Origin of the sequence: Dyella sp. (genome assembly GCF_051962475.1) — a bacterium.
Classification (GTDB): Bacteria; Pseudomonadota; Gammaproteobacteria; order Xanthomonadales; family Rhodanobacteraceae; genus Dyella_A.
This window is the reverse complement of sequence record NZ_JBQCCF010000056.1, coordinates 41,723-59,378: the sequence shown is the minus strand read 5'-3', so window position 1 is coordinate 59,378 and position 17,656 is coordinate 41,723. Positions and strand designations below refer to the sequence as shown.

The following is a 17,656-nucleotide window of genomic DNA, read 5'->3' as shown; positions in this document are numbered from 1 at the left end:
CTGATGGGGGTCAACGCGTTACCATGTGCGTTCGATTGCCCGCAGGAAACCGCCCATGAGCCGCTCAGTCACCGTGCCCGTACTCACCATCGACGGGCCATCGGGATCGGGCAAGGGCACCATCAGCCGGCTGGTGGCCGAGCGACTGGGCTGGCGCTTGCTCGACTCGGGCGCGCTTTACCGCGCGGTGGGTTATGCGGCCGGCGCCGCGGGACTGGATCTGTCCGATGTCGAGGCGGTCACGCGCTGCGCTCAGTCCACCCGGATCCGCTTCCAGCCCTCCGAGGATGGCCATGACACCCGGGTGCTGGTGAATGGGCACGACGCCACCGACGAACTGCGCACCGAAACGGCCGGGGCGGCAGCCTCCGCGATTGCCTCGATTCCATCGGTGCGTCAGGCACTTGTCGACCTCCAACTGGGCTTCCGTAAGGCGCCGGGACTGGTCGCCGACGGGCGCGACATGGGCACCGTGATCTTCCCCGACGCCGTGCACAAGGTGTTCCTCACCGCCAGCGCTGCCGAGCGGGCGAAAAGACGCTATAAGCAGTTGAAGGAAAAGGGGCTCAGCGTTACACTTTCCGGCCTGCAGCGCGAAATTGAAGCGCGTGATGCCCGCGACGCCTCGCGAGCAGTCGCGCCGCTCAAGCCCGCCGCCGATGCGGTTCTGGTGGACACCACCGGCATGCCGATCGCCGACGTCGTCGCCAAAGTACTTGCCGTCGTTCGACCGTAAACCGGCCGATCGACGGTTTCAGCGCCCCTGCCGCGGCATGGGGTTTTGGTCAACGGTGGCAAGGGGATGTTCCCCGAATCACCCATAACCGGTGGGCCGATACGTCTCTTGCGCATTACATCCGACGGCGCGCAGGGGTCGAAGGCCTTTCTTATTTCTGGAATCAACATGACTGAAAGTTTTGCCGAGCTGTTTGAACAGAGCCAGCAGGCCATTTCCAAGCTCAAGCCGGGCGCCATCGTCACGGGCATCGTGGTGGAGATCCGCAACGACGTTGTCGTGATCAACGCCGGCCTGAAGAGCGAAGGCATCGTCCCGATCGAGCAGTTCAAGGACGAGAAGGGCGAGTTGGAAGTGCAGGTGGGCGACGAGGTGAAGGTTGCCCTCGACGCACTGGAAGACGGTTTCGGCGAGACCAAGCTGTCGCGCGAGAAGGCCAAGCGTTCGATGGTGTGGGACGACCTGGAGCAGGCGTTCGACAAGGAAGAGACCATCACCGGCATGATCTCGGGCAAGGTCAAGGGCGGTTTCACCGTCGACATCAAGGATGTCCGCGCGTTCCTGCCGGGCTCGCTGGTCGACGTGCGCCCCGTGCGCGATCCGGTCTACCTCGAGGGCAAGGAACTCGAGTTCAAGATCATCAAGCTCGACCGCAAGCGCAACAACGTGGTGGTCAGTCGCCGCGCCGTCGTCGAGACCGAGTTCTCCGAGGAGCGCGAGAAGCTGCTTGAGCGCCTGACCGAGGGCGCGGTGGTCAAGGGTACGGTCAAGAACCTCACCGACTACGGCGCGTTCGTGGACCTGGGCGGCATCGATGGCCTGCTGCACATCACCGACATGGCGTGGAAGCGCGTGCGTCACCCGTCCGAGGTGGTCAACGTGGGCGACGAGCTGGACGTGCGCGTGCTCAAGTACGACCGCGAGCGCAACCGCGTCTCGCTGGGCCTGAAGCAGCTGGGCGACGATCCGTGGGTCGCGATCGCCCGCCGTTACCCGGTCGGCAGCCGCCTGTTTGGCAAGGTCTCCAACGTCACCGATTACGGCTGCTTCGTCGAGATCGAGCCGGGCGTGGAAGGCCTGGTCCACGTGTCCGAGATGGACTGGACCAACAAGAACGTCAACCCGGCCAAGGTGGTGCAGGTCGGCGACGAGACCGAAGTGATGGTGCTGGACGTGGATGAAGAGCGTCGCCGCATCTCGCTGGGCATCAAGCAGACGCGTTCCAATCCGTGGGAAGCGTTCGCCGCCATGCACAAGAAGAACGACAAGGTGTCCGGTCAGATCAAGTCGATCACCGACTTCGGCATCTTCATCGGCCTGGACGGCGGCATCGACGGCCTGGTCCACCTGTCCGACATCTCCTGGCAGGCGTCGGGCGAGGATCTGGTTCGCAACTTCAAGAAGGGCGACGAGATCGAGGCCGTGGTGCTGGCGGTGGATCCGGAGCGTGAGCGCATCTCGCTGGGCATCAAGCAGATGGAGCAGGATCCGTTCGGCCAGTTCATGGCCAGCAATCCGCGCGGCACCATCGTCAACGGCACCGTGAAGGAAGTCGATGCGAAGGGCGCCACGATCGATCTGGGCGAGGGTGTGGAGGGTTACCTGCGCGCCAACGATATCGCCAAGGAGCGCATCGACGACGCCACCCAGCACCTGAAGGTGGGCGACAAGGTCGAGGCCAAGTTCACCGGCATGGATCGCAAGGGCCGCGTGCTGCAGCTCTCGATCCGCGCGAAGGACGAGGAGGAAGTGCAGGATCTGATGGCGGACTACGGTTCGGCCAGCACCGGCACCACCAAGCTCGGCGCGCTGCTGCAGGAACAGCTGAACAAGGCTGACTAAAAGCCCTGCCATCAGGCAGGCATGCAGGACGCGGGGCGGCTTCATGGCCGCCCCGCTGTTTCACGTCACGGACACTGGGGACCATGACCAAATCCGAATTGATTGAGGCGCTGGCACGGCGTCAGACCCACCTCGCGTTCGGCGACGTCGAGCTGGCGGTAAAGAGTGTCATCGAGCAGATGAGCCATGCCCTGTCGAACGGCGAGCGCATCGAGGTCCGTGGTTTTGGCAGCTTTGCCTTGCACTATCGTCCGCCGCGTATGGGGCGCAACCCCAAGACCGGCGAGGCGGTCGCGCTTCCCGGCAAGCATGTTCCGCATTTCAAGCCCGGCAAGGAATTGCGCGAGCGGGTCAACCAGCAACTGGAGCTGGTGCAGGACTGAGCGGGCCTTTTGAGGTACCGGATCGAGGCAGGCGGCGATGAGCCGGTCCTGCCTTTTTTGTGCGCACGAAATCGCGCTGACGGACGTCTGTGCCGCTTCAGAGTGATCGGGTAAAGTCACGCGATGCGCCTGCTTTTCCTGCTCATCGTGCTCGTCTTCGTCGCCCTCGGCATCGTGCTGGGCGCGCTCAACGCTGACCTGGTCACCTACGACCTGGCCTTCACCCGTCTCACGCTGCCCAAGGGCGCAGCATGGCTTGCAGCGTTGTTGATCGGTTGGCTGCTGGGCGGCATCACCGCTTGGTGGGGCATGCGCTGGCGTGCGACCTCACGCCATTCATCCGAGTCCAAACCGGCCCCGAAGCATTCATGAATCCGCTGTACGCGTTGTTGCTTCTGCCGGTGGCCTTCTTCAGCGGTTGGTGGACCGCGCGGAGGGCTGGCGTGCGCCGTTCCGGCGCCAAGGTGAGCGAGCTTTCCTCCGATTATTTCCGCGGCCTGAACTACCTGCTCAACGAGGAGCAGGACAAGGCGATCGAGGTTTTCCTCAAGCTGGCCGAATACAACCGCGATACGGTGGAGACCCATCTGGCGCTGGGCAACCTGTTCCGCCGGCGCGGTGAGGTCGATCGGGCGATCCGGCTGCATCAGCATCTGGTCTCCCGCCCCGGGCTCTCCGACGCGATGAAAACCGTGGCCCTGCTGGAGCTCGGCGAGGACTACATGCGCGCTGGCCTGCTCGACCGCGCCGAGACCTTGTTCTGCGACCTGGTGGCGATGGATGCACATGCGCCGTCGGCACTGCGGCACCTGATCGCGATCTACCAGCACGAACGCGACTGGCACAAGGCCATCGAGCACGCGCGTCGGCTCGAGGCCATGACCGGCGAGGACGAGTCGGCCATGGTCGCCCAGTTCTATTGCGAGCTGGCGGAGCGGTCACGCCAGCACGGCGCACGCACGGAAGCTGCCGATTATCTGAAGCGCGCCTTCGAGTGCCAGCCCGACTGCGTGCGTGCCTTCATGCTCACCGGGCGCATGCACGCCGAACATGGGGAACACGCCGAGGCCATTGCCGCCTACGAGGCGGCCGTGGCGGCCGACATCGCGTTCGTCCCGGAGATTCTTCCGCCGCTGCTCAACAGCTACGCCTGCACCCAGCAGATGGAGCGTGCGGAGCGTTTCCTGCAGGACATTCTCGCGCGCTACCACGGCATTTCGCCGGTGCTGGCGCTGACGCGCCTGTATCAGCAGCGCGATGGCGAGCGGGTCGCGGTGGATTTCCTCACCGGCCAGTTGCGCCAACGTCCTTCGGTACGCGGACTGATGGCGCTGATCGACGCCACCATGGACAAGATCCAGGGCGAGGCTCGGGACAACTTCCTGATCCTGCGTGACCTTACCAAGAAGCTGCTGGAAGGCCAGGCGATGTACCGCTGCAGCCGCTGCGGCTTCGGCGCCAAGGCGCACCACTGGCAGTGCCCCAGTTGCAAGAGCTGGAGCACGATTCGTCCGATTCACGGCGTGGCCAACGAATAGCATGGTGTCGAATTTGCCAGGGCTGGCCTTGCTGATTCCCTTGTTGTCGTTCCTGCTGTCGGCATTGCTCGTGCGGGCAGCCATTGGCTACGCGCGTCGGCGCGGCATGCTGGATCAGCCCGGTCAGCGCCGCTCGCACAGCACGCCGACGCCGCGCGGTGGCGGGATCGGCATCGTCGTGGCGGCGCTGGTGGTACTGCCGGTGTGCCTGTCAGCGCTGCCGGCGCCGCTGCCGATCGCCGAGACGGTGGCGCTCTGGGTCGGGTTGGCGCTGGTGGCGGCTACTGGGTGGTGGGACGACCATCGACCGCTGCCAGTCATTCCTCGCCTGGCGGTTCAGTCGCTCGCGGTACTGGCGCTCGGGACGGCGCTGGTCGCAGCCGGAACGCCGGCCTGGTGGCTGCCGTTGCTGCTCGTCGCCGGCGTTGGCAGCATCAACGTGCACAACTTCATGGACGGTATCGACGGCCTGCTCGCCCAGCAGGCCATGCTCGTGTTCGCCGGGGTGGCCGTGCTCGCGGCAGACCGGGCGGCGTGGTCGCTGGCCATCGCGGCGCTGGTCGTGACCTTCGCCTGCCTGGGCTTCTGGATCTTCAACCGGCCACCGGCCCGCATCTTCATGGGTGACGTGGGCAGCGGGTCGCTCGGTTTCCTGGTGTTTGCCCTGGGCGCCTTGCTGTGGTCGCAGCATGCGGCGCTGATCTGGCCGCTGGCCGTGTTGTGCGCCGCGTTTCTCACTGACGCGGGATTGACGCTGTCAGTCAGGATCTGGCGCGGTCGCCGCTGGTACAGTGCGCACCGCGAACATCTTTACCAGTGGCTGGTGCGCAAAGGGGCGACGCACCGGCAGGTGGGTACGGGTTACCTGGTGTGGAACCTCGTCGTGTGCGCGCCGCTCGCGGTGCTTTCCTGGCACGAGGGAAACAAGGGATGGTGGCCCTGCATTGCAGCCTATGCATTGGCCGCCGTGGTATGGACAAGGTTGAAGCGGCGCTGTCTGCGCCGCGGGCCGGTTTAGGAATCACATGTCAGTGCGCAAGACCATTGCCGCGATCCATCCCCGTGCAGCTGTAGCCCTGCACGATCTTTTTGTGGCTGGTTTGGCCTGGTGGGCGGCCAAAGCGCTGCGCTACGCGTTGATGCCGGACGTCGCCGTGGCGTTTGCGCCGCTCGAATTTCCCTTGGTTCTGGCCGTCCAGAGCCTGTTGTTCAGCTGGACCGGTCTCTACAAGGGCGTCTGGCGCTTCGCGAGTCTCCCTGATCTGTGGAATATCCTGCGCGCGGCGGTGCTCGGCGGGCTGGCCATTGGGTTGGTCCTGTTTCTTTATGACCGGCTGGCCGGTGTGCCTCGCTCGGTCCTCTTGCTCTATCCGGTCGTTCTGGCAACCCTTCTCGGCGCTCCGCGCCTGGTCTACCGGTTCTGGAAGGACAGCCGGCTGGACTTGTTCGAGTCCAAGGCGGTCAAGCGGGTGCTGATCGTAGGCGCCGACCGGGCCGGCGAGGCGCTGTTGCGCGACCTGCGCCGCGACAGTCGCTACTCGGTGGTGGGCTTTGTCGATGACCAGGGCAACTTGCGCGGCGCCAAGATCGCAGGTTATCCCGTGCTTGGCACGCTGGATCAATTGCCGGATGTGGCGCGCGAGACGGCAGTGGAAATGCTGCTGATCGCGCTGCCGGGCGCATCCACGGCGCAGATGCGCCAGGTGGTCGAACTGTGCGACGGCACCGGCTTGCCGTACCGCACCGTGCCGCGCCTGGAAGATGTCGTCGCCGGACGCGCGCACTTCAACGAAATCAAGGAAGTGGCGATCGAGGATCTACTCGGGCGCGATGCGGTGGAGCTGGACTGGACCGCCATCCGCGAGAACCTCACTGGGCGGCGGGTACTGGTCACCGGTGGCGGTGGCTCGATCGGCTCGGAGCTGTGCCGGCAGATCGCGCGGCTCGGCGCGCAGGCGCTCACCGTGGTGGAGAACAGCGAGTACAACTTATACCGCATCACTAAGGAGCTCGCTGCCGACTACCCGGAGCTAATCCTCAACGGCGTGTTGGCTGACTGCAGCGACCGCGTGGCGATGAGTCACGCGTTTGCCGAGCATCGTCCCCAGGTGGTCTTTCACGCGGCGGCCTACAAGCACGTGCCACTGTTGCAGAACCAGCTGCGCACGGGCTTTCGCAACAACGTATTGGCCACGCGCAACGTAGCCGAGATGGCGCACGAACACGCTGTGGAGTGCTTCGTCCTGATTTCTACCGACAAGGCGGTCAACCCCACCAGCGTGATGGGCGCCTGCAAGCGCATCGCCGAGATCTGGTGCCAGAACCTCAGCGCGCGCTCGCAAACGCGCTTCATCACCGTACGTTTCGGCAACGTGCTCGATTCGGCCGGCTCGGTGGTGCCGTTGTTCCGCCAGCAGATCCGTGACGGTGGTCCGGTGACCGTCACCCATCCGGAGATGTCGCGGTATTTCATGACCATCCCCGAGGCCTGCCAGCTGATCCTGCAGGCGTCCAGCCTGGGCAAGGGCGGCGAGATCTTCGCGCTGGACATGGGCGAGCCGGTAAAGATCCGCGACCTCGCCGAGCAGATGATCCGGCTGGCGGGTAAGAAGCCCGGCACCGAGATCCCTATCGTCTATACCGGCCTGCGTTCGGGCGAGAAGCTGTTCGAGGAGTTGTTCCACGCGCTGGAAAACTACAGTGAAACCGCGCACGCCAAGATCTTCCTCGCACAACACCGCGAGGTGGCATGGGAGCTGTTGCAGGCGGTAATCAACAAGGCGGCCGAGGCCGTCGATCGATTCGATGAGGAAGAATTGCGCCGCTGTGTGTCGAGTCTGCTGCCCTCGTTCCGTTGGAGCGATACGGCGCAGCCGGCCAATGTGGTGTCGATTCGTCGCCAGGAAACAGGAGAGAAGTAAGTGAGCAAACCGCTGCGCAAGGTCGTGTTTCCCGTTGCCGGTCTCGGCACGCGTTTCCTGCCCGCCACCAAGGTGGTGGCCAAGGAGATGCTGCCTGTGCTCGATCGTCCGTTGATCCAGTACGCGGTCGACGAGGCGGTGGACGCCGGCGCGGATACTCTGATCTTCGTCACCAACCGCTACAAGCACGCCATTGCCGACTACTTCGACAAGGCCTACGAGCTGGAAGCCAAGCTGCAGGAAAAGGGCAAGGCGGAGCTGCTGGCGATGGTGCAGGGCACGCTGCCCAAGCATGTGCGTGCGATTTTCGTGACGCAGCCCGAAGCACTCGGGCTCGGCCACGCCGTACTTTGTGCCAAGCCGGTCGTTGGCGACGAGCCATTCGGCGTGATCCTGCCGGACGATCTGATCTGGAACGGCGCGCGCCGCGGCGCGCTGGGTCAAATGGCCGATCTGGCGCTGTCACAGAGTGCAGGCGTCATCGCCGTGGAAGAAGTCCCGCACGACGAGACCGACAAGTACGGCATCGTCGACGCCACGCCGGTCGACGAACGCAGCGCCGCCATCCGGCACATGGTAGAAAAGCCCAAACCCGCCGACGCGCCGTCGAACCTGGCGGTGGTGGGCCGCTACGTGTTGCCGGGCCGCATCTTTGAGCTGCTGGAGCAGACCACGCCCGGGGCTGGTGGCGAAATCCAGCTCACCGACGCGATCGAGGCTCTGCTGAAGGAGCAGGGCAAGGTGCTGGCGTACCGCTTCGAAGGCACGCGCTTCGACTGTGGCAACAAGGCCGGTCTGGTGCGCGCCACCATGCACATGGCCATGCAGGATCCGAAGCTGGCGGCCGTCGTGCGGGAGTTCGTCGCCGCGCAATGAGGCTCGTCCGGGCCGGGGTGCTCTCCCGGCCCGCTCGCATGCATGCCTTCAGCGTTCGCGCGTCGTCACATGCGGCGCTATGCTCGCTGCTTCATGGTCCCCGGCTCGGCGTCCCCCATGCACCCGTCCTCGGCACCCTCCTACTATCGCGCCACCGCCCACGCGTATCCTGCCTTCGCCCCGCTGCAGGGACGACGCGAGGCACGCGTGGCCATCGTTGGTGGCGGCTACGCCGGGCTCAACACGGCGCTGGGCCTGGCCGAGCGCGGCGTCAAGGATGTGGTGCTGCTGGAGCGCGAGCAGGTCGGCTTCGGTGCCTCCGGGCGCAATGGCGGTTTTGTTTTCGGCGGCTATTCGCTGGGCGAGCGCGCCTTGCTCGATCAACTCGGGCCCGAGCGCGCCCGCACGCTTTTTGCACTTACCACGTCCGCCGTGCACCGCATCCGCGACCGTGTGGCGCGCTACGCCATCTCATGCGACGCAGTGGACGAGGGCGTGATCTGGGCCAATTGGTTTCGCGATCCCGGGGTTCTGCGGCAGCGCCAGCAATTGCTCGCTGCGCAATACGGCGTGGAGTGGGAGTGGCTGGCGCAACAGGAACTGCGCGAGCGCGTGCGTAGCGAGCGCTATTTCGACGGGCTGTACGAGCGCGATGCGCTGCACCTGCACCCGCTCAACTACGCCATCGGCCTGGCGCAGGCGGCTGCGGCGCAGGGCGTGACGATCCACGAGGAAAGCGGCGTACGGCGGCTGGTCCGGGACGGTTTGCGCTGGCGTATCGCCACCGCGCAGGGCGAAGTGCTGGCCGACCAGGTCGTGCTCTCGTGTGGGGGCTACCTGTCGGGCCTGCACAAGACCATCGATCGCGCCATTTTGCCGATCGCCACCTACGTGATGGTTACCGAGCCCCTGGGTGACCGGCTGGACGATTGCCTGCACACCCGTGCCGCGATCTACGACAGCCGCTTCGCCTTCGACTACTACCGCCCGCTGCCCGACCGCCGGCTGTTGTGGGGTGGACGCATTTCGGTGTTGAACCGTTCGCCGCAGGCGGTGCAGCGCCTGCTGACGAGTGACCTCTTGCGGGTATTCCCCCAGCTCGAGGGCGTGCGCATCGATTACGCCTGGTCTGGCCTGATGAGCTATGCGCGCCACCAGATGCCGCAGATCGGCAGCGATGGCAACGGCCTCTGGTGGGCGCAGGCCTTCGGCGGTCATGGCGTCGCGCCGACCTGTGCCGCCGGCGAGCTGGTTGCCGCGGCGATCGCCGAAGGCGACGAAGGCTGGAAGCAGTTCGCCGACTACGGCTTGCCCAGCACGCATCGCCCCGGCGGCTTCGTCGCGGCCCAGGCCACCTACTGGTGGCACGAGTTCAACGACTGGCTGAAGACACGCCTGGAAGGGTGACCACCGGCGCTGGGCGACGTCGCGTATTCCGGTTAACGTGCGCTTCTTTGGCCGCGTCAGCCCGAGCATGTCCGACAGCACACCCAGCACCGAGATCGCCTGGAGCGACTTCGAAAAGGTCCTCATCGTCGCCGGTACCGTTGTTCGCGTCGAACCGTTTCCGGAAGCCCGCCGACCGGCGTGGAAAGTGTGGGTGGACTTCGGCCCCTACGGCGAGCGCAAGACCAGCGCGCAGATCGCCGCCCTTTACCGCGCCGAAGACCTGGTCGGCCGGCAGATCGTCGGGGTGATCAACTTCCCCGAGAAGCAGATCGGACCGTTCCGCTCGCAGTTCCTTCTAACCGGCTTCCACACCGACCAGGGTGTGGTGATCACCACGGTCGAACGCCCGGTACCCAACGGTGCGCGGCTCAGTTGAGCGCGATCATCCGGCCAGGGCCGGCGCTTCGGCCGGAGCCGCGCGACGGATCATCATGGCGGCTACCGCAGCGAGCACACCGCCGACCCCGGCGATGACGAACGGCGCCACGTAGTTGCCATCCACCGTGCGCAACCAGCCGGCGAGGAACGCTGCCGTGGCAGCGCCAATCTGGTGGCCCGCTGCGACCCAGCCGAACACCACCGGTGCATCGTGCTCGCCGAAGGCTTCGGTGGCCAGGCGGATGGTCGGCGGCACCGTGGCGATCCAGTCCAGGCCGTAGAACACGCCGAACACGCCCAGGGCGGCGAATGAGAAATCGGAGTAGGGCAGCCAGATCAGCGACAGCCCGCGCAGGCCGTAGTACATGAAAAGCAGCTTGCGCGAATCGAAGCGGTCGGTCAGCCAGCCCGACAGCGTGGTGCCGACCAAGTCGAACGCCCCCATCATCGCCATAACACCCGCCGCACGTACCTCCGGGATGCCATGGTCGCCGCAGAAGGCGATGAAGTGCGTGCCGATCAGTCCGTTGGTGGTGAATCCGCAGATGAAGAAGGTGCCGAACAGGAACCAGAACGTGCGAGTGCGCGAAGCCCGGATCAGCGCGCCGAAAGCGATCGCCAACAGCGGCCGTCGCGGCGGCGCGACCGCTGCCGCCGTGGCCCCGTAAGGCAGCAAGCCGATGTCCGCTGGACGCTCCGGCAGCAGCCAGGCCACCAGCGGAACCAGCGCCGCGCAGGCTACCGCCACCGTCCACACCACCGGACGCCAGCCGTGGTGCGTGGCGAGCGCAGCAAGCATTGGCAGGAAGATCAACGTACCGGTCGCCGTACTGGCGGTAAGCAGGCCCATCATCAGGCCACGACTCCGGACGAACCAGCGGTTCACCACCGTGGCGCCGAGCACCATTGCCACGCAGCCGGAGCCGACGCCGGAGAACACGCCCCAGCTCAGCAGCAGTTGCCAGGACTGCGTCATCCATCCGCTGGAAGCGATCGACTCGGCCATCAATGCCAGCGCACCGATCAACGTGCGACGAATGCCGATCGCCTGCATCAGCGCTGCGGCGAACGGCCCCATCATGCCGTAGAAGAAAATGCCGACCGCAGCGGCCAGCGAGATACTTGCGCGACTCCAGCCGAAGGCTTCGTTCAGTGGGACGATCAGCACGCCGGGCGTGGAGCGCACCCCGGCAGCGACCAGTAACGCCAGAAAGATCACGCCGGCGACGACGAATACGTATTTCTGGCCGAATGGCCGGGTGCGGGATATAGTCATGTTACCGATCGGTACAGGTGGTTCGCGGATCATACGTACCGGTCGGTAACATCGTCAATCGGAAACACTCATGGCCACGAAACGCAGCTCCGATCCGGTGCATGACGAACCAGCGGACAAGCCACGCGCTGCCGAGCGCATCCGCAGCACCGCACGCGAACTGTTCTACCGCGAAGGCATCCGCGCGATCGGCGTGGAGCAGATCGTGCAGGACGCCGGTGTGACCAAGCCCAGCCTGTATCGCAGCTACGCGTCCAAGGACGACCTGGCGGCAACCTATCTGCGCGACTACGACGCGGAATTCTGGGTGCGGTTCGAGCAGTCGGTTGCCGCACATCCGGGCGACCCAAAGGCGCAGGTGCTCGATTACTTTCGCGGACTGGCCGAACGTGCGGCCAAGCCGGGCTATCGCGGGTGCGGGCTCACCAACACGGTGGTGGAGTACCCCGGCGCCGACCATCCAGCATGCAAGGTGTCGCAGGCGCACAAGCGCAAGCTGCGCAAGCGGCTGACCGCCATGGCCGAGGCGATGGGCGCGGCTTCGCCGGAGACTTTGGCAGATGGACTGCAGTTGCTGCTCGAGGGCACCTACGCGTCGGGGCAATTGTTCGGATGCGATGGACCGGCACGGTCGCTGGTGGCGGTGGCCGAGCGGCTGATCGACGCATCCTGCGGCTGAGTCCGCGTCAGGCGCTACGCCGCCGTTCGTTGTCCAGCCACACCTCCAGACCTTGCGCGTTGAGCGTGATGTCCATACCGAGCACCAGGGCCTCCATGGCATCGCGTCCTTGCAAACAACCGTGCGCCTCGGCGCGGCTGGCATAAAGGTCGGCCAGCGATGCCTTGAGAACCTCGTGCCGGTCCGGCTTGCCGTCCGCGGCACGCGCGAGCTCCAGCATCGCATCGATCTGCAGATGCAGTTCCGCAGCGAGGCGCTCCACCTGTTCCACCCGACCGTAGTGGGTGAGGTACATCGCTTCGGGCTTCATCGCGAGCAGCCGATCGATCGAGTCGTGCAGCGCCTCCGGGTCGAACTGCACCGGTGAGGTGGTGGGGATGATGAACGCGCCCTTGTCGGTATCCAGCTCGCGATAGGAGAGCCCGAACGTATCGCCGGTGAAGCACACGTTGGCTTTTTCGTCGTAGATGGCGATGTGGTGCTTCGCGTGACCAGGCGTCTCGATGCACAGGAGTGGTCGGTTGCCAAGGTGCACGATGTGACCATCGGGCGCTTCCACCACGCGTTCGGCAGGCACCGGCCGCAGCCGTCCATAGGTCTCGTCCATCACCGCTTCGCCATACACCGCGCTGGCGCCGGCCCACAGCTGCGAGGGATCGATCATGTGACGTGCGCCGCGCGGGTGTACCACCAGTTTCGCGTTCGGCAGTTGCGCGATCAGCTCGCCGGCGCCACCGGCGTGATCCAGGTGCACGTGGGTCAGGATCAGCCAGTCCACGTGTTGCGGGGTGAGCCCGGCCGCGTCAAGCGCGGCCATCATCCGTGGCACGGCGTAGTTCGTGCCGCAGTCGATAAAAGCCGCGCGATCGCCGTCCACCACGAGGTAGGCGGCGTCGAACTGCTGCCGTACGAAGCTGGTGTCGATGGTGTGGATGCCGTGTTCGTTGCCCATGCGCACCTCCGCTGAGATTCAGCGCTTGAGGGTAGCAAGCCGGGGCGTGACGGGCAGTTGAACCTTTGTCGGATGCGCGGGAGACGAAGCGGTCAATGGCCTGCCCCGATGACGGGCAAGCGATAATCCCGCCATTCCCAGCGCATGGAGAGAGAGGCATGCAAAGGACATATACCGGCAGCTGTCATTGCGGCGCGGTGCGCTTCGACGCGGACATCGACCTGGCGGCCGGCACCAACAAGTGCAATTGCTCGATCTGCACCAAGACCCGCAACTGGAATGCCATCATTCGCCCCGACGCGTTTCGCCTGCTGGCCGGGGAGGACGCGCAAGCGGATTACCAGTTCGGTCGCAAGGCCATGCACCACCTGTTCTGCCGTACCTGCGGGGTGCACAGCTTTGCGCGTGGCTATGTGGAGGAGATCGGCGGCCATTACGTGGCGGTGCAGTTGGCCTCGCTCGACGACGTGGATCCGGCCGAGCTGATCAACGCGCCGGTCCGTTACGCCGACGGGCGTCATGACAATTGGCATCACGCACCGGCCGAAACCCGGCACCTCTGACCCACACGCAAAACGGCGGCCCTGCGGCCGCCGTTTTTGTCACCGCTTCCGTGCGCGCGTGCCTCAGGCCGCCGCGTCCACCAGCACCAGTTCGGCGTCTTCCAGCGCCGTCACGCGCAGCGCCGGTTCGTTGCGGATCGCCGCACCGTCGCGGGCGTCCAGCTTCACGCCGTTGATCTCGACCGAGCCGGTCGACGGCACCAGGTAGGCCTGGCGGCCATCGGCCAGCACGTAGGTTGTGCTCTCGCCGGCCTTCAGCGTGGCACCCAGCACGCGGGCGTCGGTGCGCAGGGGCAGGGCGTCGGCGTCGTCGGCAAAGCCGCTCGCCAGCGCCACGAACCTGCCCGAGCGCTCGCCGCGCGGGAACGGCTTGGCACCCCACGACGGCGGCTTGCCGGTTTCGGTCGGGATGATCCAGATCTGGAAGATCCGCGTGGTGCCCGGCTCCAGGTTGTACTCGCTGTGGGTGATGCCGCTGCCCGCACTCATCACCTGCACGTCGCCCGCCTCGGTGCGGCCCACGTTGCCCAGGTTGTCGCGGTGGGTGATGGCGCCCTCGCGCACGTAGGTGATGATCTCCATGTCACCGTGCGAGTGCGGCGGAAAGCCGGTGCCTGGGGCAATGGTGTCGTCATTCCACACGCGCAGTGCGCCCCAGCCCATGCGCTTGGGATCGTGGTAGCTGGCGAACGAGAAATGGTGCTTGGCGTTGAGCCAGCCGTGGTCGGCACCGCCGAGGCTGCTGAAGGGTCTGCGTTCAATCATCACGTTCTCCCAGATGGAGGCGCCGGCTGGCGCCATGGGGTGAACGATAGGCTTGTTTCCCAAATGCGCCTAGATGCGTCAATGGAACTGACTGTTGCCGTATTGGCGACATTTTGGAAACGATCAACCTTCCCACGTCAGCACGATCTTGCCGATGTGCTGTGAGCTCTCCATCAGCGCATGCGCCTGGGCTGCCTCCTCGGCCTGGAAGACCTGATGGATCACCGGCCAGACCGCCGCGCGCTCGATCAGCGGCCACACCACCTCGTGCAGCCGCCGGGCGATCGCCGCCTTGAAGGCCACCGGCCGGTTGCGCAGGGTGGAACCGGTGACCGTCTGGCGTCGCCTCATCAGCGCCGCGGCGTTGAGCCGTATGTCGGCGCCGCCCAGTGTGGCGATGATCACCAGCCGGCCGCCCTCGGCCATCGCCTCCAGCTCGCGCGGCACGTAGTCGCCGGCCACCATGTCGAGCACCACGTCCACACCGCGGTCGTCGGTAAGCCGCTTCACTTCGGCGACGAAATCCTGCGTGCGGTAGTTGATCGCGGTGGCGCCCAGTGCTTCGCAAGCGCGGCACTTGTCGTCGTTGCCGGCGGTGGCGAATACCCGGTGGCCGAGCGCGTGGGCGATCTGGATCGCGGTCACACCGATGCCGCTGGAGCCGCCCTGCACCAGCAACGTCTCGTCCGCACCGCCTTCGCCGTGGCCGAGCTGGCCGCGGTCGAATACGTTGCTCCACACGGTGAAGTAGTTTTCCGGTAGCGAAGCGGCTTCGACCAGGCTCAGCCCCTTCGGCGCCGGCAGGCACTGGCCCAGCGGCGCCACCGCGTATTGGGCGTAACCGCCGCCAGCGAGCAGGGCGCACACCGCGTCACCGGGCTCGAGACCGAACGGGTTGGTGCCGGTGAGGTCGCCGTCCACCAGCGTGCCGGCCACTTCCAGCCCGGGCAGGTCGGAGGCGCCGGGCGGCGGCGGGTACTTCCCCTGGCGCTGGAACACGTCCGGCCGGTTCACGCCGGATGCCGCCACCTTGATCAGCACCTCGCCCGGGCCGGGCACCGGTCGCGACCGCTCGCATTCGACGAGCGATTCGGGGCCCCCGGGCTGGCGGATTTCGATGGCGCGCATGCTGGTCATCGGGTCTTCCTCGTGGATCGCTAAAAGCGGGCATGATCGCCCATCGGTGGTGCAGGGTGCGCGATGTACCCTGGCGCCTTCATCGCGGGGGAACGCATGCGGCGAAGCTGGCAGGAGGGTGCGACACGGCGCGCGTCGGCGCTCATGCGCCTGGTAGGCGCAGCTTTGGCGATCTTGTCCGTGGCGCAGCTTGCCGGCTGCGCGCTGGTCCACGTCAAGCAGGACAACCCCCGCACCTACGACGAGAACCGCCGCGGCGACGTGCTCACCACCGGGGCGCTGAGCTTCGCCACGCGCAACGCGATCTCTCGCCTGGGCCTCGATCCGGACGACTGCGTCGACGTCGCCATGCCCTGCATTCAGGCGCTGCGCCAGGCGACCCTGCTCGACACCGACGCACGCCTCTCGGCGCTGGCCGAGCTGGCGCTGGGTGAGGCACTGAACGCAGACAAGACCACCAGCGATACCGACGCTCGTCGCGTCAGTGCCTATCTCGACGCGGCTCGCTACGCGTACGCTTACCTGTTCTTCGGTGACCGCTCGCCGCGCGAGCGCGCGTTCGAGGATCGCCAGACCCAGATGCGCGATAGCTACAACTACGCGGTCGAGCGGGTTGCCGCATTGATGTTCGAACAAGGGCAGCGGGCGGGGCGTTCCCATCCGCCGGCGCCGGGCCGCACCGAAGTCGTGGACGGTTGGCAGTTGCGCTACGGCAGCATCGAGCTGGTGCTGCCGCGCGGTGCGCCGAAGCTGGAGGCGATGGTGCCCGCCTCGCGTCTGCGCATCGACGGCTTGGCCAGCATCTACCGGCGCGATGGACTCGGCGCCGAGGTGGTGATGGTGGCCCGCCCCGCGGCGCAGGTCCGGCGCAACCCGGCTCTGCCGTTCGCCGAAACGGGCTATCTGCCGGCCACCGTGCTGTTGCGCTTTCCCGGCGATTCGCTGGGCGCCGTGCTGGGTACCCGCGAGGCGGTCATCGATGCGCTCGATCCGTATCGCCGCGACACCGCGCAAATGGACGGCCAAACGGTGCCGCTGGCCGCCAATTTCAGCGCGCCGTACGCCCTGTGGCTGGCCGATTCGGGTTTCGCCCGCAAGGCCATCGACAACCTGCTGGGCCGGGATGACGCGCTCGATCACCCCCGCGTGTTCCTGATGCAGCCGTACGACCCCGAGCGGCTCACCGTGGTGATGATCCACGGCCTCGCGTCCAGCCCCGAGGCCTGGGTGAACCTCGCCAACGAGGTGATGGGCGACGAGGCGCTGCGCAAGCGTTACCAGATCTGGGAGGTGTACTACCCGACCAACGTGCCGATCCCGGTGAACCTGGTGCAGATTCGTGCGGCGCTGGCGCAAACCTTCGCCACGCTCGACCCGGCCGGTGCCGCACCGGCCAGCCACCACATCACGCTGATCGGGCACAGCATGGGCGGGGTGATCGCCCGCCTGCTGGTGGTGAACAGCGGTGACGCCTTGTGGCAACGCATCTTCCACGCGCCGCCGGATTCACCGCGGCGCAAACGGCTCGCTGCGCTGGCGCCTTACCTTTCCATCACTCCGCTGCCCGGCGTGGACGAGGCCATCTTCCTGGCGGCGCCGCACGCCGGCACGCCCGTCGCCGGCCACTGGCTGGCGCGCATGGCCACCAAGCTGATCCGCCTGCCCAAGACCCTGCTCGATGCCACCGCGCGCATCGCCGAGGCGCTGGCCGGCGAGCTGCCCGAGCAGGCCGCGCTGTTCCGCACTGCCCCCACCGGCGTCGACCTGCTGCGTGACACCAACCCGTACCTGCGTGCCACCGCGAAATCGCCGATCACCCCGGGTGTGCGCTACCACTCGATCATCGCCCGGCGCAGCGCGGAAGGACCGCTGGAACAAGCCGACGACGGCTTCGTCCCCTACGCCAGTGCACATCTGGCGGGCGCGGCCAGTGAGAAGGTGATCGTCTCGGGCCACAGCGTGCAGGAGACGCCACAGGCGATCCTGGAGATCCGCCGCATCCTGCGCGAACACGCGGGCATCGCGCCGCAGGATGGGGTGACGCCCGCATCTTCTACGCCGCCGCGCAGCAGTCGCTGAAGGCGGCGAAGCACGCGGCGCGGGGCCAGCGGAAGCACGAGCCCGCTGGTTGTCCTAACGATTTTCGTGCATGGCCGGCGCT

Annotated in this window: 17 protein-coding genes; 13 read left to right on the top strand and 4 right to left on the bottom strand. The window is 66.3% G+C overall.

Features of this window, described 5'->3' with window-relative positions; translation table 11 throughout:
- Positions 1-55 precede the first annotated feature (55 nt).
- From cmk to ACTHJF_RS12720, 10 genes are all read left to right on the top strand, one after another.
- The gene (gene cmk / locus ACTHJF_RS12765; RefSeq protein ID WP_440267442.1) at positions 56-736 is read left to right on the top strand and encodes a (d)CMP kinase; all 681 of its coding nucleotides are present in this window, start codon (positions 56-58) and stop codon (positions 734-736) included.
- A gap of 168 nt (positions 737-904) precedes the next feature.
- Positions 905-2,578 (top strand): 30S ribosomal protein S1, encoded by a 1,674-nt coding sequence (gene rpsA / locus ACTHJF_RS12760; protein WP_404635356.1) that lies wholly within the window; start codon positions 905-907, stop codon positions 2,576-2,578.
- A gap of 83 nt (positions 2,579-2,661) precedes the next feature.
- Positions 2,662-2,961, top strand: a complete 300-nt coding sequence (locus ACTHJF_RS12755; protein ID WP_431637268.1) for an integration host factor subunit beta — start codon at positions 2,662-2,664, stop codon at positions 2,959-2,961.
- Between the two features lie 123 nt (positions 2,962-3,084).
- Entirely contained in the window at positions 3,085-3,333 is a 249-nt protein-coding gene (locus ACTHJF_RS12750; RefSeq protein ID WP_440267441.1) for a DUF1049 domain-containing protein, read from the top strand.
- Complete coding sequence (gene lapB, locus ACTHJF_RS12745; protein ID WP_431637265.1) at positions 3,330-4,499, top strand: lipopolysaccharide assembly protein LapB; 1,170 nt, start codon at positions 3,330-3,332, stop codon at positions 4,497-4,499. Before ACTHJF_RS12750 ends, lapB begins: the two co-directional genes overlap by 4 nt.
- Position 4,500: 1 nt before the next feature.
- Complete coding sequence (locus ACTHJF_RS12740) at positions 4,501-5,517, top strand: MraY family glycosyltransferase (RefSeq protein WP_440267440.1); 1,017 nt, start codon at positions 4,501-4,503, stop codon at positions 5,515-5,517.
- Positions 5,518-5,524: 7 nt separating this feature from the next.
- Entirely contained in the window at positions 5,525-7,420 is a 1,896-nt protein-coding gene (locus tag ACTHJF_RS12735; RefSeq protein ID WP_440267439.1) for a polysaccharide biosynthesis protein, read from the top strand.
- Positions 7,421-8,296, top strand: coding sequence for a UTP--glucose-1-phosphate uridylyltransferase GalU (gene galU / locus ACTHJF_RS12730; protein ID WP_440267438.1), 876 nt, complete (start codon positions 7,421-7,423; stop codon positions 8,294-8,296).
- Positions 8,297-8,413: 117 nt separating this feature from the next.
- Positions 8,414-9,703: an NAD(P)/FAD-dependent oxidoreductase gene (locus ACTHJF_RS12725; RefSeq protein WP_440267437.1), complete on the top strand. Its 1,290-nt coding sequence runs from the start codon at positions 8,414-8,416 to the stop codon at positions 9,701-9,703.
- 67 nt (positions 9,704-9,770) lie between these two features.
- A complete protein-coding gene (locus ACTHJF_RS12720; protein WP_431637257.1) occupies positions 9,771-10,121 on the top strand; it encodes a tRNA-binding protein in 351 nt (116 codons plus the stop codon).
- A 6-nt stretch (positions 10,122-10,127) separates the two neighbouring features.
- On the opposite strand, the gene ACTHJF_RS12715 is transcribed toward ACTHJF_RS12720, so the two are convergent.
- The gene (locus ACTHJF_RS12715) at positions 10,128-11,399 is read right to left on the bottom strand and encodes an MFS transporter (protein WP_440267436.1); all 1,272 of its coding nucleotides are present in this window, start codon (positions 11,397-11,399) and stop codon (positions 10,128-10,130) included.
- 70 nt (positions 11,400-11,469) lie between these two features.
- On the opposite strand from ACTHJF_RS12715, the gene ACTHJF_RS12710 reads away from it, so the two are divergent.
- Positions 11,470-12,078: a TetR/AcrR family transcriptional regulator gene (locus ACTHJF_RS12710; protein WP_440267435.1), complete on the top strand. Its 609-nt coding sequence runs from the start codon at positions 11,470-11,472 to the stop codon at positions 12,076-12,078.
- Positions 12,079-12,085: 7 nt separating this feature from the next.
- Here the strand turns inward: ACTHJF_RS12710 and ACTHJF_RS12705 are convergent, their stop codons facing one another.
- Positions 12,086-13,030: an MBL fold metallo-hydrolase gene (locus tag ACTHJF_RS12705; protein ID WP_440267434.1), complete on the bottom strand. Its 945-nt coding sequence runs from the start codon at positions 13,028-13,030 to the stop codon at positions 12,086-12,088.
- A 158-nt stretch (positions 13,031-13,188) separates the two neighbouring features.
- On the opposite strand from ACTHJF_RS12705, the gene ACTHJF_RS12700 reads away from it, so the two are divergent.
- Positions 13,189-13,593: a GFA family protein gene (locus ACTHJF_RS12700; RefSeq protein WP_440267433.1), complete on the top strand. Its 405-nt coding sequence runs from the start codon at positions 13,189-13,191 to the stop codon at positions 13,591-13,593.
- Positions 13,594-13,656: 63 nt separating this feature from the next.
- Here the strand turns inward: ACTHJF_RS12700 and ACTHJF_RS12695 are convergent, their stop codons facing one another.
- Positions 13,657-14,358 (bottom strand): pirin family protein, encoded by a 702-nt coding sequence (locus ACTHJF_RS12695; protein WP_431637248.1) that lies wholly within the window; start codon positions 14,356-14,358, stop codon positions 13,657-13,659.
- Between the two features lie 123 nt (positions 14,359-14,481).
- Positions 14,482-15,495 (bottom strand): NAD(P)H-quinone oxidoreductase, encoded by a 1,014-nt coding sequence (locus ACTHJF_RS12690; protein WP_440267432.1) that lies wholly within the window; start codon positions 15,493-15,495, stop codon positions 14,482-14,484.
- Positions 15,496-15,675: 180 nt separating this feature from the next.
- Between ACTHJF_RS12690 and ACTHJF_RS12685 the strand changes: the two genes are divergently transcribed.
- A complete protein-coding gene (locus tag ACTHJF_RS12685) occupies positions 15,676-17,574 on the top strand; it encodes an esterase/lipase family protein (RefSeq protein WP_440267431.1) in 1,899 nt (632 codons plus the stop codon).
- Positions 17,575-17,656: the final 82 nt, after the last annotated feature.